At 58.8% G+C, this 14067-nt stretch carries 11 protein-coding genes; 8 read left to right on the plus strand and 3 right to left on the minus strand.

Going from position 1 to position 14067, the window contains the following annotated elements; translation table 11 throughout:
* The first annotated feature begins 291 nt into the window (after positions 1-291).
* The 4 genes from X751_RS1000000164730 to X751_RS154820 all read left to right on the plus strand — a co-directional run bounded on the left by X751_RS1000000164730 (position 292) and on the right by X751_RS154820 (position 8739).
* Positions 292-4443 (plus strand): GAF domain-containing protein, encoded by a 4152-nt coding sequence (locus tag X751_RS1000000164730; RefSeq protein WP_198022433.1) that lies wholly within the window; start codon positions 292-294, stop codon positions 4441-4443.
* Entirely contained in the window at positions 4440-4829 is a 390-nt protein-coding gene (locus tag X751_RS154830; protein ID WP_023744377.1) for a response regulator, read from the plus strand. Before X751_RS1000000164730 ends, X751_RS154830 begins: the two co-directional genes overlap by 4 nt.
* Positions 4826-6079 carry an adenylate/guanylate cyclase domain-containing protein gene (locus X751_RS154825; protein WP_023744378.1) on the plus strand — a complete coding sequence of 418 codons (1254 nt, stop codon included), beginning with the start codon at positions 4826-4828 and terminating at the stop codon, positions 6077-6079. The genes X751_RS154830 and X751_RS154825 overlap by 4 nt, the downstream gene beginning before the upstream one ends.
* Before the next feature lie 503 nt (positions 6080-6582).
* Positions 6583-8739, plus strand: coding sequence for an exonuclease domain-containing protein (locus X751_RS154820; protein ID WP_023744379.1), 2157 nt, complete (start codon positions 6583-6585; stop codon positions 8737-8739).
* 493 nt (positions 8740-9232) lie between these two features.
* Here X751_RS154820 and X751_RS154815 read toward each other — a convergent pair whose 3' ends face one another.
* Entirely contained in the window at positions 9233-9682 is a 450-nt protein-coding gene (locus X751_RS154815) for a MucR family transcriptional regulator (protein ID WP_023744380.1), read from the minus strand.
* Between the two features lie 329 nt (positions 9683-10011).
* On the opposite strand from X751_RS154815, the gene X751_RS1000000166855 reads away from it, so the two are divergent.
* On the plus strand, positions 10012-10188 hold the full coding sequence (locus X751_RS1000000166855) for a hypothetical protein (protein ID WP_155923335.1): 177 nt from the start codon (positions 10012-10014) through the stop codon (positions 10186-10188).
* Between the two features lie 84 nt (positions 10189-10272).
* On the opposite strand, the gene X751_RS154810 is transcribed toward X751_RS1000000166855, so the two are convergent.
* Together X751_RS154810 and X751_RS1000000166860 are read right to left on the minus strand one after the other, a co-directional pair.
* Positions 10273-10641: a DUF488 domain-containing protein gene (locus X751_RS154810; RefSeq protein WP_023744381.1), complete on the minus strand. Its 369-nt coding sequence runs from the start codon at positions 10639-10641 to the stop codon at positions 10273-10275.
* Positions 10642-10964: 323 nt separating this feature from the next.
* Positions 10965-11411, minus strand: a complete 447-nt coding sequence (locus X751_RS1000000166860; RefSeq protein WP_156936371.1) for a hypothetical protein — start codon at positions 11409-11411, stop codon at positions 10965-10967.
* A 163-nt stretch (positions 11412-11574) separates the two neighbouring features.
* Between X751_RS1000000166860 and X751_RS154805 the strand changes: the two genes are divergently transcribed.
* The 3 genes from X751_RS154805 (at position 11575) to X751_RS1000000166865 (ending at position 13914) form a co-directional block, all read left to right on the plus strand.
* Complete coding sequence (locus X751_RS154805) at positions 11575-12816, plus strand: hypothetical protein (protein ID WP_023734902.1); 1242 nt, start codon at positions 11575-11577, stop codon at positions 12814-12816.
* A gap of 34 nt (positions 12817-12850) precedes the next feature.
* A complete protein-coding gene (locus X751_RS154800; RefSeq protein ID WP_023734901.1) occupies positions 12851-13432 on the plus strand; it encodes a HupE/UreJ family protein in 582 nt (193 codons plus the stop codon).
* A gap of 86 nt (positions 13433-13518) precedes the next feature.
* On the plus strand, positions 13519-13914 hold the full coding sequence (locus tag X751_RS1000000166865) for a hypothetical protein (RefSeq protein WP_155923333.1): 396 nt from the start codon (positions 13519-13521) through the stop codon (positions 13912-13914).
* Positions 13915-14067: the final 153 nt, after the last annotated feature.

Raw genomic sequence — 14067 nt, forward strand, 5'->3', positions numbered from 1 at the left:
CTTGTTCGCCGCCAGTTGCGGGAGCTGCGTTTTGGTCGGGTCAATCGACCAACGCTGATTTCCGCGCGACCAATTTGGGGGCCGGAAGCTGACCGACTGGTTTTAGGTCAAGGCGCGAAAACTCCGCCTACGACCTTCGCACGAATTCCCATCTGCAATAGCTCCGAAAGCCGGCGCTCAGTTGCATCATCCAGCGGCTGCGCTGGTCACAAACGGGAGTTGCAGGTCACCAAACTTGACGCTGGGCTGGCCAAAGCCGACACTGAGCAGAGAAAAAACAGGAGCACCTCAGTGGGAGGGCCTGACTCCGACTCTGAGGTCACGATCAGCTCGCTCCGGTCCGAGTTGATAGCGGCGCGCGAAGAAAATCAGGTACGCACCTCGGAGGTAGCCAATCTCCTTGAACAGCAGAATGCGACGAGTGCGATCCTCAGGGTGATCGCCGCATCGCCGACCGACATCCAACCGGTACTGCAGACGCTGGTCGACTCCGCTATACGCCTGGCCGGGGCGGACATGGGCGCAATCACGTTGCGCGTTGGCGATACGTTGCGGTTCATGGCAGGCGGGGGGCAGGCTGCTGAGCTGCATGCTTATGAACGGGCCAACCCGCATGTCGTGGGACGAGGGACGTTTCAGGGCCGCGCCGCGCTGGAGGGATTGACGATCCATGTGGCGGACGCGCTTGAAGACCCGGAATACGAAAGGCCGGAAGCCGCAATCATCGGCAGTTTCCGCGGAGTACTTTCTGTTCCGCTGAAGCGGGGTCAGGAGACCATCGGCGTATTCGGCATGGCACGGCGGACGATCGGGCTATTTTCACCGCGTCAAGTCGAACTGGTCGAGAGCTTCGCCGACCAGGCCGTGATCGCCATCGAGAATGCCCGGCTGTTCGAGAAAGTCGAGGGGCACAATCGTCAGCTGACCGAGTCGCTGGATCAGCAGACAGCGACGGGCGCAATATTGCAAGTGATCGCCGGGTCTCCCACGGACATTCAGCCTGTGCTGGACGCCGTCGCTGAAAGTGCCGCTCGGCTCTGCGACGCCTATGACGCAACGATCTATCTGCTGCGCTCCGACAGGCTGGCTGTGGGAGCGCATCACGGACCGATTCCGGTTGACAGTGCTGGCTTCCCGGTCGCGCGCGACATCGTTACCGGCCGCGCCGTATTGGATCGGGTGCCGGTCCACGTTCACGACTTGACCATCGCTGGAGAGGAGTTTGCAACCGGCCGAATGATGGCTCAACGTCTTGGTTTTCGCGCGATTCTCGCCACTCCGCTGTTGCAGGAAGGAAAAGCAATCGGAGCGCTTATGATCCGGCGCATCGAGGCGCGGCCCTTTAGCGACAGCCAAATTGGCCTGCTCAAAACTTTCGCCAACCAGGCCGTCATCGCGATCGGCAATGTGCGGCTCTTCGAAGAGGTGCAGGCTCGCACCGCCGATCTTGGCGAAGCATTACAGCAGCAGACCGCGACCGCGGATGTGCTCAAGGTCATAAGCCGCTCCGCGTTCGACCTGCAGAGCGTCCTGCAGACACTTATCGATTCTGCTGTGAGGCTCTGCGGTGCGAAAACGTCTGGCATCTTTATGCGGGACGGCGATGTCTTCCGGCTTGCGGCAGGCTACGACCAAACTCCGGAGTATCGCGCGTATGAAGAGGCGAATCCGAGTCCGATCAGCCGACAATCCTGGGTCGGCCGAACAGCACTTGACAAGGCAGTCGTCCATATTCCGGATGTTACAAAGGACACAGAACATGGCCTTCCCGAAGCTCCGCGACTCGGAGGTTATTCGGCTGTGCTCTGCGTACCGCTCATGCGCGAAGGATCGGTAATTGGCGTCTTCGCAATGACGCGACCTGAACCCGGGCCCTTCACCGATAGCCAGATCGAACTTGTCCAGACCTTTGCCGACCAGGCCGTAATTGCGATCGAGAACGTCCGCCTATTCGAGGAGGTGCAGCAGCGGACACGGGAGGCCACAGAGGCGCTGGAGTACCAGACGGCGACCAGCGATGTGCTTAGCGTCATCAGCCGCTCGCCCACCGATGGGCAGCCAGTGTTTAATATGATCGCGCAAAGCGCCGCCCGTCTATGCGAAGCACAGTTCTGCTTTGTTTACAGATTTGACGGCGAGCTTCTGCATTTCGTCGCGCATCACGGCATCACCGAAGAAAGCGTTGAGATCGTGCGCAACACCTTTCCCGTTGCACCTACTCGCGGCAGCGCTGCCGAAAGGGCAATTCTATATCTTGACGTGGCGCAGATCCCGGACCTCACCCTGGATAGTGAATTCACGCATCGCGCCGCAGCGGCTTTTTCAGGCCTGCGCAGTGCTGTTGCCGTGCCGATGCTGCGTGACGGCCTGCCCATCGGTTGCATAGCAGTCGGGCGTGCTGAGACGGGCTTTCTTGCCGCTAAGCAAGTCGAACTTCTGAAGACCTTCGCCGACCAGGCCGTGATCGCCATCGAAAATGTCCGCCTGTTTGATGAGGTCAAGGCGCGGACCGCGGAGCTGAGCGAGTCGCTTCAGCAGCAGACAGCGACAGCAGAAGTGCTCAAGGTCATCAGCCGGTCGGCCTTCGACCTGCAGAACGTCCTTGACACCCTGGCAGAGTCCGCCGCGCACCTCTGCGACGCGGACATTGCCGATTTCTATCGTCTGGTCGACGATGGATTTCAGTGGACCACGACCTTCAGCCGAAATCCGGAAGCGGCCCCTGCCCATACCAAGATCATGCGCCGGCCGGGGCGCGAATCGGTGTCAGGGCGCGTTCTGCTGGAACAGAAAACCGTTCACGTACCGGATTTCGAAGCCGATCCCGAGTTCACCTTCACCGACGTGGCGCGGCAGCGCGGCGTTCGCTGCATTCTCGGCGTTCCGCTCCTGCGCGGCACGGAGCTAATGGGGTTGCTTCTGGTCATGCGCAAGGCGCCCGGGCCGTTCTCGCCAAAGCAGATTGAGCTCGTCGAGACTTTCGCCGATCAGGCTGTCATCGCCATCGAGAACGCGCGGCTGTTCGAGGAGGTGCAGACGCGCACGGCGGAATTGAGCGAGTCGCTGCAGCAGCAGACGGCGACGGCCGACGTGCTGAAGGCGATCAGCCGCTCTACGTTCGACCTGCAGCCGGTTCTCGACACGCTGGTGGAATCGGCGGCCAAGCTGTGCGACGCGGACACGAGCGTCATCTTCAAACGCGACGGCGATCTCTACCGGTGGTCGGCCGAGTACGGCAATTTGCCTGAAGCCGCGGTTTTCGCCAAAGCCAATCCCTTTGCCCCTAGTCGCGACAGCATCACTGGAAGGGTGGCCCTCGAAGCCCGTGCCGTCCACGTGTCGGACGTGCTCGCCGACCCGGACTACGGGGCAACGCAGCTTCAGAAGCTCGGCGGCTACCGGACCATTTTATGCGTTCCGATCTTGCGCGAAGGCGCGCCGGTCGGCGTATTCGCGCTGACGCGGTCACAGGTACGGGACTTCACGCCGAGGCAGATCGAGCTCGTCGAGACGTTTGCCGACCAGTCCGGCATAGCGATCGAGAACGTCCGGCTGTTCGACGAGGTGCAGGCGCGTACCCGCGAATTGTCACGCTCGCTCGAAGATCTGAGGACCGCGCAGGACCGCCTCGTGCAAACGGAGAAGCTCGCCTCACTCGGCCAGTTGACCGCCGGTATCGCCCACGAGATCAAGAATCCGCTCAACTTCGTCAACAACTTCTCAGCGCTCTCCGGCGAACTCATCGATGATTTGAGCAGTGTGCTGGCCGGCGCGCCTTTGGAGGCATCCGTGCGCGAAGAGCTTGCCGAGCTGACAGGCATGCTCAAGAGCAATCTCGACAAGGTGGTCCAGCACGGCAAGCGGGCCGATTCCATCGTCAGGAACATGCTGTTGCATTCGCGCGCGGGTTCAGGAGATCATCGTCCGATCGATATCAATGCCGTCGTGGAGGAGAGCCTGAACCTTGCCTATCACGGGGCGCGCGCCGAAAAGCCAGGATTCAACATCACGCTGACGCGGAATTTCGACCCGCAGGCGGGGGATGTCGATCTCTACCCGCAGGAGATCACGCGGGTGCTTCTCAACCTCATCTCCAACGGCTTTTATGCAACGGCCAAGCAGAGCGCGGTGACGAATGGCACGGGCTATGAGCCGACGCTCTCCGCTATGACCAGAAGTCTCGGCGACCGTGTCGAAATCAGGATCCGCGACAACGGCATCGGCATTTCGCCGGAGGTGAAGGAGAAGATGTTCAATCCATTCTTCACGACCAAGCCAGCCGGCGAGGGCACCGGGCTCGGCCTGTCGCTCAGCCACGACATCGTCGTCAAACAGCATGCCGGCACGATCGACGTCGACAGCCAGCCAGGCGAGTTCACCGAGTTCCGGATTGTGCTGCCGCGCGCTGCCGCCTCGCTCGCAAAATCGGGAGGTGAAGCATGAGCCTCCTCATTCTGGTTGTCGACGACGAGCCCGACGTCGAGCCGTTATTTCGCCAGCAGTTCCGCCGCGACATCCGAGCCAGCCGCTTCACCATGGAGTTCGCGCAATCGGCGATCGATGCGTTGGAGCAGATCGACCACGCCGAAGGGGTGACACTGATCCTAGTGCTGTCCGACATCAACATGCCCGGCATGAGCGGGCTCGAGCTGCTGCCGAACATCAAGGTGCTGCGGCCCGACGTCCCGGTCATCATGATCACCGCCTATGGCGACGCCGAAACCAAGCGCAAGGCGTTGGAGAACGGCGCCGAAGCGCTGCTGACCAAGCCGATCGACTTTGCGATGCTCAGGCAACAGATCGAAACGCGGCTGGGAATGGTGGCGTGACGGCGCGCATCCTCGTGGTCGACGACGAGCCCGATCTTGAGGTTTTGATCGTCCAGAAGTTCCGGCGTCAGATCCGCGACGGTGCGGTCATTTTTCTCTTCGCCAGCGATGGTGTGGACGCCCTGTCCGTCATCGACGGCAACAGCGACATTGACGTGGTGCTGTGCGACATAAACATGCCCCGTATGGATGGCCTGTCGCTGCTGGAGAAGCTGCAGCAGGCCGAGGGGCAGCAGCTTTCGACCGTCATCGTCTCCGCTTACGGTGACATGGCCAACATCCGCACCGCGATGAACCGAGGCGCCTTCGACTTCATCACTAAGCCGATCGACTTTGCCGACCTCGAGACCACGATCGCCAAGACCTTGAAGCATCGCGAGGTGCTGCACGAGGCGCATCGGCGGCAAGCGGTCGCGGAGCGCGCGCATGCATCGCTGTCGCGCTACTTCTCGCCCAATCTGGCCGAGCGGCTGGCCGGCGACGCCGACGGGTTGGCGCTAGCCGGACAGTGGCGCGAGGTCGCCTCGCTGTTCACCGACATTACCAGCTTCACCACGCTGGTGGAAACGATCGACCCTGCCACGCTAGGCGCGCTCCTCAACGACTATTTGGCCGGCATGACCGACGTCGTGTTCGCTCATGAAGGCACCGTCGCCAAGATCGTCGGCGATGCGCTACATGTCTTGTTCGGCGCGCCTGGCGAGCAGCAGGACCATGCGGCGCGCGCGGTTACCTGCGCGCTTGAGCTCGACGCGCTGTCCCAATCGTTCCGCGACAGCTGGCGCGACAAGGGCGTCGCGGTCGGTACGACCCGCATCGGCGTCCATGCAGGTCCGGCGCTGGTCGGAAATTTCGGCGGAGGCCGCTTCTTCGACTACACGGCCTATGGCGACACCATCAATATCGCGGCGCGGCTGGAAAGCGCCAACAAGCAGTTGGGCACGCGTATCTGCGTCAGCGGGAGCGCGGCTGCAAGGGTCGACGGCTTCCGCGGACGGCCGGTCGGCGATCTGATGCTGCGCGGCAGGGCCGAGGCGCTACGCGCGTTCGAGCCCTTGTCGTCAAAGCAGTATGATGATCCTTCGACGGCGAGCTATCTCGAAGCCTTCGGTAGATTGGAGGCCGGCGATGCAAACGCGCTTACGGCTTTCGCCGCGCAGATCGGCAAATGTCCGGACGACCAGCTCGCTAGCTTCCATCTCAAGCGGCTGCTCAACGGCGCCAAAGGAACGCGGATCAGCCTCGACTGATCTTTGCGCCTGTCGCGACCGCGGGCGTCATGCCTCGTCGCCGACAATGTCCGTTTTCACAAGGTGGCAAAGGTGCCCTCAACGGCTCACAAGAGGCGCAAAGCTGTCACAATCCAACGTGGTCACTCACCCGTGTTCAATGGTAGCTTTTGCCACGAATCGCTTGAGGCGTGCATCCCGAAGTACTTGGGCTTCTCGTGAGAAACCGAGGACGAAATCCGCGGCGCTGTCATGCCGTGTTGGCGATCGAGTGTATCGCACCTGATGGCACGAAAAACATGTCACCAGCTATGTGCTTCCGACCGGAGCCGAAGGTGACGATTCGTTTGAGCGACGCATGAGGAAACAATCGGATTGAGGTCCACGTTGACATCTTCTCAGGATTGGAACAAATGTAGAACGTGCCAATTTTCTCGACGCTATTAACGGCTTCCGTGAAGAGCGATCGCTCAAGCCTTCTCAGGAATGGCATGCGTCGAACTGCGTAGCGGATATGAACCTGAATGAAGCTGCCTGTGTTGCCGGTCTATTATTATCATGATCATTTCACCGAAATGCTCGACATCGTCAGCGATACCTATGGTGCGGTGCTGACGGATCGACACCGCGCGTTTATCGCGACTTTTGCGACAATTTCGAAGGATGCGCAGTGCCTTCTGATCCGCATGATAAATCGGCGCGGAAGCATCTTTCGACAGTCGGCTTTTCGTTACGCCGAGATATCGAACCCTGGCCGCGCCGTGGCAGTGCTCCGGGCCCTTGGATATGTGCGGTCACTCGCGCACAGCGACTATGCATCCTTCATCGTCTGCCATGCGAAAGAAGCGCTCACGAAGGCTGGGAAGGACGCCGGCCTCACCGATCTGCGAACGTCCTGGGCGAAGGGAAAGGTGGTCGAATATTATCTGGCGAACGTCTCATTTGAGACAGCCTATCACCATTGCGGAGGCGATGATTTCATCGCGCTCGGCGACACGGCCCCGGTCGAATTCCTGCTGTACCTGTATTTCGGGAAGACCGAGCGAGATTTGAAGAACTTCGCCCTGCGCGACCTCGGCATCCTGCGCACCAACAAAAATGCAAACCTGAGTGCCCGCTTCACCGACGCTGAAGAGGCTCATGCAAGCTTCCACTACAGCCGGCTACTTGATCGATTTGAGATCAAATCCGAGGTTACCTTTCGCGCCTCTATTTCTGAAATTCTCGATGGTCCCGAATGCACAACCGACTACGCCGAGGAATTGAAAAGCCGAGCGGCGCACAAGGCAGGACAGTTTTTTGAAAAAGACGGCGAGAAGGGAATTGCGATACAACTGTATCGTGCCGGTTCATCCTTTGTTTGTAATGAGCGCCTGACGCGTTTGCTCTACTCAACGGGAGATAAAAAAGGGTCGGAAGAGCTTCTTCGCAGGATGATTGACGATCCGGCGAGCGATGATGAATTCGTCTTTGCAAATGATTTTTATGCCCGCAAGTTCAACGGTCGGAGAACAGGGCTTTGCACCGAACTACTGCGGGCCGGCCATACCGTCACAGTCGACGACAGCTGGCGCGGAAATCCTGAGGCTGGCGTAGCGGGCGTCATGCGAAGGCAGGGGCGCACGGTCTTCTATGCAGAGAATAAGCTCTGGCACTGCCTGTTCGGTTTGCTGTTCTGGGAAGAGCTGTTCGAGTCTGGCCAGCTCCATTCGAGCTTCGACTGGGTGCCGCATTGCTTGAAAGACAAGAGCTTCGCGCGTCTGTTCGCGCGCGATATTGACGCGAAGCTGTCTGCCGTGTCGTCGCAGTCCGTGCTCGCCCTAATTTTGCGCACCATCGCAGGAAAGTGGGGGACACCGAACGGGCTCTTTGCCTGGGATCATATCGACATGGATGCGATACGACCCTTGCTTGCCGCTCATCCCGGCGGGGTGAGCACCATCCTTCGGCTCATGAGCGAAGACTTTCGCGCTATGCGCGACGGATTTCCAGACTTGATGATCGAGTTCAATGGCGAGGTCGCTTTTCTTGAAGTCAAGGCGGAAGGAGACGCTGTACGCCGCAATCAACTCACGCGCCTGCGTCAGTTGTCCAGCGCAGGTATCAAGGCTGAAATCGTACGTGTCGATTTTCGCTTCGATCCTGATCAAGAATATGTCGTTGTCGACATCGAAACGACTGGAAGCTGGTCGAATGGCGACCGTGTTACCGAGATCGGTGCCGTAAAAATCCGCAATCATGAAATTGTCGATGAATGGACGTCGCTGATCAACCCGCAGCGGTCGATCCCGGCGGCCATCACACGGCTCACCGGCATTACAAACGCTATGGTAAGAGACGCTCCACTTTTCGCGGAGATCGCGGACAGCTTCATGCAATTCATGGGCGACGGCATCTTCGTCGCCCACAATGTCAACTTCGATTACGGCTTTCTCTCCGGCGAATATGAACGGCTCGAGCGTCGCTTCCGGTTTCCCAAACTCTGCACGTGCGCGACCATGCGCAAGCAATTCCCAGGTCATAAATCCTACAGTCTTGCCAATCTCTGCGACGTGTACGACATCGACCTCAAAGGACATCACAGGGCACTCTGTGACGCACGCGCCGCAGCTCATCTTCTCAACCTGATCAATGGGAAACGCGATACCGGTCCTGCAACGCTTGCGGAGCAAGCTGCATAGGCTGGCCCGGCGGTGAGTTTCGATTTGCACACGCGTCCATTGCCACTAATCGCCGCAGTTGCGATCTCGGCATCGCCCTAATTATGTCTTTGACACTTGCCGCACTCGCCCCGCGCTGATGGGCGACCAAATTCCGGCTAGCGGACTATTCCGGCGATCCGGCCAGTGACGCGCATGGACGTCCCGCGAGGGGACGCTCGACGATTTTGGGCTGTTTCCGAATGACCCTGATCTTACCTTGCTTGTGCAATCCTTGGAGCAGCTGGTAGCGCGGCCCCGCAAGCGCGTACTTGACGATTTCCGCGAGACAAAAAATTGCCGGTGTCGCAGCCGCCCGGGCGGCAGCAGCCCGACGCACCGATTATTGCCGTCGACGTCAGCGTCTCAGAATGGGGCACTATTGTTGGCTCCGTAATTGCAAGGCACATATCGGGGTAGGGCACGGGAAGGTCCGCCGTCTCGCGAATGGGACGGCGGCTTTCGTGTTAGGTAGTCAGGCGCGTTCCTTCGCTTTGTGCTTAACCGGTGCCTTTGCTGGCGTAGTCTTTCGACCTAGACCAATTGACTTTGCCATTGCGGACCGAACGGCAGCGTAGTTCGGCGCCACCATAGGGTAGTCGCGCGGCAAACCCCATTTGGTGCGATACTCGTCAGGCGTAAGATTGTGTGACGTCGCCAAGTGTCGCTTCAGGGATTTGAATTTCTTCCCGTCTTCTAGGCTTACGAGGTAGTCGGGGAATATCGACCGATTTGGATTGACCGCAGGGATCAGCTCTGCTCGATCGGCTGCGACTGGCTGGCGGATGCCAGACAATGACGCGTGCACAGAGGCTATGAGGTCAGGTAGGGCGCCTACGGGAACCGGGTTATTGGTCACGTAAGCAGAGACTACATCAGCGGTTAGCTCGGCCAGGTGAACGTCGTGGTTGTGTTCGTCCATCATAAGTCCCCGTTTGTGGGGTCTGTCTATTAGAACGCCCTCATCCGTGCAACCTCCTCCATGCGAGCCACAACGACATCGCTTCATCCCTTGGCCATTAAGGGGCACCGGCAGATAGGCGTTGGCAATTAGCCAGTCACCGATGATGGTTTTGACAAGGTCAAACTTCGACATGTCCATCTCGACCGCAATGACGGACAGCGAATCCTCCACTCTCGGAACGAGTTCGATACCGTCGGTTTTTCTAATTACGAGCGCCGCGTCGGAGCATGAATTGTAGATCGGCGCGCGTAATCATTTGCCGCGTTGCGCCCGTGGGGCTATGACTGGCTATGAGTGAAAAAACTGATGATCTAAAGATCGAAATTCAGAAAGCTGTCGCCATGCTCAATGAATGCGAGGCGGCTATGCGTCTTGGCGAAAGCAACCTTGCCCACGATTTGATTCGCCAGACGATTGTTAGGTTTGAGCGATTGCTTCACGAGGCTGAAACTGTTCCTCAGACTTGATGGACATGCGACTTCAGCTTCGATGAGCGGCCGAGTTTGGTGCTTCCGTTGTAATTGTAGTCCGTGCAAAGCGATATGACATGATTACCAATCTTTCAGCAGAATATCTCTGAGGACAACGGCATCGTTGTGGGCTTCATCATGAGCCGAGTAGACGAGCGTGATAGCTCCCTGCCGTATCATATCGCGCAGTCGGTCGAGCTCACCGCGATGCTCGTTGATCTCCGCAACATATCGCATGCGGAATTCCTCCCAGCGTGCTGGGTCGTGTCCAAACCATTTCCGAAGCTGGGTGCTCGGCGCGAGTTCTTTCATCCAAAAATCAATGCCCGCGTCCGTCTTCTTCACCCCTCTCGGCCAAAGCCTATCCACCAACACCCGCGTACCGTCGCTGACGTCACGGCTCTCATATGCCCTTTTTAATTTTACTGGGTGGAGAAGTTTTTCGCTCATCGATGCCCTTTCCTGTTCTGCCCGTCTTGGTGTCGTCAGCTGCACTCTCAGAAGCAAGCAGAATTCACTTCCGAGGCTGGGTTACTATTCTTTGCGCCGACCAGCCACACGTTCACACATAGTGGTGTTCCTTCGCGAAATTCGGAGACATTGAGCATTATCAGCCTGCCATGACCGCCATCTCTCAGCAATTTTGCAGGCTCTCAGCACGCTACCCCCGTCGCGGTGCGGATCCAATATGGTTTCGGGGACCATGGCCATTCAAAGATATCCCTACGCTCGCCGAAACCGGTGTAGCGGGCAACGCGACCGGAGAGTATCCATCATTGGTATCGGTGCAATAAAAGACGGCGGCATGGCTGTCCCACCGCCGGCAGATCGCTGACACCTATGATCACTTCAAGCAGCTGACGTTGAACGGCAGACACGTATAGGCAAAGCGTTGAAACCGAATTGCGGCGAAGGCTAAGCCCGGTCGCCAGTTGCACGTTCAGTGTCACCTGCCTTGCTCCTGCTTCTTTCGGTGGCGACAGGAATTGTTGATCGGCCACGTGCTGGGCCTGCGGCGCGCATTCACCGCGAGCACAAAGGGCAGTATCGTTTTGGCTGCTTTTGCTGCGGTCGGTGTCCCAGATTGTCTCTAACGCCACAACTTGGCTTGCTGCTGGCTTCGCTTGATACGCCCGTCTTGCCGGCAGATCGGGCAATGCGCTCGGCCGCCTGAGCCTGACAAGTTCGTCAAAGCACAAATCATTGAGGTCGTAATCCAATCGCGCGGATGTCCGCCCATTGACATCCTGTGTCTACGTCGAGCCACCCATTGCTCAATGGTATTGCCGATACGTTCGTTCAATAGATGTGTCCTCATCTCGGCTCAATTCTGTAGCGAAGCGGAGCCTTTTGTTGAAACGCCGGGAAACGGGAGTACGCGCGATGCCGCATGAACGATTGGATGTGACCCAGAGAGCGGTTGTCGCCGCGACGATGCTAGCGTTGTGTATCGGCGGTATCGAGCCCGCGTGGAGCTCTGATCACTTCGATTCCCCCGCCATGACCGCGAATCCCCAAGCGGATATTGCTGACGTGTACGCATGGACAGCGCCTGATGGTCGCCGGTTGAATCTCGTCATGACAGTGGTCGGACACAGCCTTTCCGACCGTTTGCAATATGTGCTGCATATCGATAGCGGGAAGACCTTTGGTCATACGACAGCTTCCACGACCATCACCTGCCGTTTCCCAACGCCTAAATTAGCGAGTTGCAAGCTTGGCAACTCGGATCGGGTGGACGGGGATGCCAGCAACATAGGTGGTCTACGGAGCCGCAATGGCAGGTTCCAGCTGTTCGCGGGACTGCGCGACGATCCCTTTTACAACAATGTCAAAGGTTCAATTAGCGCCTACGGCGTGGGGCTTGCTGCCATGAAAGGTGGAAGCGCCCCCCCCGATGCTGCCGGATGTCCTCAACTAGACGCTAAAGCCACGAAGGCGGTTGCCGATCAATGGCGGCACACGGATGGCGGTCCTGCAACCAATCTCCTTGGCAATTGGACGGCGTCCGCGATCGTTGTCTCCGTGGACCTGGACGCCATCTCGGCAGGGGGGTCGATATTGGCGGTCTGGGGTTCCGCCGCCACCTCGAAGCGACTACTCGATCGGATGGGCCGGCCGTTTGTTGGAAATACTTTGCTGGGCGTTTCTCCGTTTTCGACTGACGATGCGAGTGGTGATGAACGTGAGAAGTTCAACGAGGTCGGCGTGAAAGGAGGTGGTACCTTTGAGACGCGGATCGAAGGTTCGTTGGCATTCCAGGACAGTCTTGACGGAGAATGCGGCAATCAGCTGCTTGCGGAAAAGATGCCTGCTTCTCCGGCACGCTATCGCGCGCTTGCTAAAATGTTCGCTGACGACCGGCTCTGGGTCAACAGCGCGGTCCGTGAGTGCAAGCAGTTCCTGGCGGTCGAACTGGCAGCATTGGCCGGCCGGACTGCCTACCGCGCCGATTGCGGGGGCCGCAGCCCAGTTTACGACACACCGAATATGTGGCGATCTCTGTTAGTCCAAGGAACCACAAACGAAATCGCTTGGGACGGTCTGCTTGGCGATGAGCATCGACCTTCTGCAACAGACTTTCCGTTCCTTGCGCCGCCCGATCCGAAAGGGGTGGATCATTAAAATGCGCCGCGGTGCTCCGTGTCGCAGATCGACCATGAAGATCTTGGTTGGAATCGTGCTGATCTTCGCATCGAGTTCGGCGCAGGCCCACATGGGAACCGGTCTTCCTGGCGGGTTCGCGTCAGGGTTCTTGCATCCGCTCAGCGGCGCAGATCACATGTTGGCCATGGTTTCGGTGGGTCTATGGGGAGCCTATTTGGGACGCCCGCTCATCTATTTGCTTCCGGTAATTTTTCCGACGGTCATGGCAGGCGGCGCTCTGCTGGGAATGGTCGGCTTGCGCCTGCCGGCCGTCGAGGTTGGCATCGCGCTTTCAGTTCTGGTGCTGGGCGGCTGCATCGCCTTCGCTGCGGCCGCTCCAATCTGGTGTGCCGCCCTTATCGTCGGTGTTTTCGCAATCTTCCATGGCTATGCCCATGGGGAGGAACTGCCCTCGGCGGCCGACCCCGTGGCATATAGCACAGGCTTCGTGCTCTCCACCGGCTTGTTACACGTATTCGGTATCGGGATTGGCGCCCTCAACGGCTATCGTTGGGGCGCAGTGGCGACCCGCCTGACCGGTGGCTTCATCACAGCAAGCGGACTCTGGTTCCTATATGCGGCGACACGGCCGTGAGGGGAGGGGTACTTCCACCGGCGCTGTTGTTTGCGGCATTAGGTCTCGCGCTCGCTTTTGCTCCGCTTCGCGCGCGATTGTGGAGCTTGGTCGCACTCGTCGGCATACTTGCCTCAGTTTTGCGGGTGAATTTGCCGCCTGACTGGCTCGAGATGGCATTTCTCGGATGCTGGATAAGCACCGCTATCACCGCCGCGGCTGTTCACCTGCCTCGCGGGCTCGGCCTATCAGGCAGCGTTGCACTTGCAGTCAATGCAGGCGTTTGGGCTCACATGGTGGTAGCGTTCTCCGGCGTGCCCTCCGACGCCTTCTGGGCGCTGCTTGCGGTTACAGTGATCGTCCCAGCAGCCGGGTTGATCGCGTTAAATGCATCGATCGCTATCAAGGTGGCATCGAGTTGGCTCATCGCGATCGCTGTGCTTGCCGGAACACTGCCATTCCTTCATGTCACCCCCGGATATCTTCCTGACCACCTCGAATAGGAACTGTCATGACAAGAGATGGGCGAAGCCAATTTAGTCGGATTTTGCGCTCGCGCGGATGGCTCGCACTTTCTGTTCTGTTTGCTTGCAGTGCGTTTCCCGCAGGCGCCCATGATTTCTGGATTGCGCCAAGTTCATACTGGATTTCACCCG

Source organism: Mesorhizobium sp. LNJC394B00 (assembly GCF_000502555.1).
GTDB lineage: Bacteria > Pseudomonadota > Alphaproteobacteria > Rhizobiales > Rhizobiaceae > Mesorhizobium.

Bases quoted from the DNA above. Each gene is read 5' to 3' on its own strand.
- X751_RS154810 (WP_023744381.1), bottom strand. From the start codon at position 10,641: ATGAGCGAAAAACTTCTCCACCCAGTAAAATTAAAAAGGGCATATGAG.
- X751_RS154805 (WP_023734902.1), top strand. From the start codon at position 11,575: ATGCCGCATGAACGATTGGATGTGACCCAGAGAGCGGTTGTCGCCGCG.
- X751_RS154820 (WP_023744379.1), top strand. From the start codon at position 6,583: ATGAAGCTGCCTGTGTTGCCGGTCTATTATTATCATGATCATTTCACC.
- X751_RS154815 (WP_023744380.1), bottom strand. From the start codon at position 9,682: ATGATGGACGAACACAACCACGACGTTCACCTGGCCGAGCTAACCGCT.
- X751_RS154800 (WP_023734901.1), top strand. From the start codon at position 12,851: ATGAAGATCTTGGTTGGAATCGTGCTGATCTTCGCATCGAGTTCGGCG.
- X751_RS1000000166855 (WP_155923335.1), top strand. From the start codon at position 10,012: ATGAGTGAAAAAACTGATGATCTAAAGATCGAAATTCAGAAAGCTGTC.
- X751_RS154830 (WP_023744377.1), top strand. From the start codon at position 4,440: ATGAGCCTCCTCATTCTGGTTGTCGACGACGAGCCCGACGTCGAGCCG.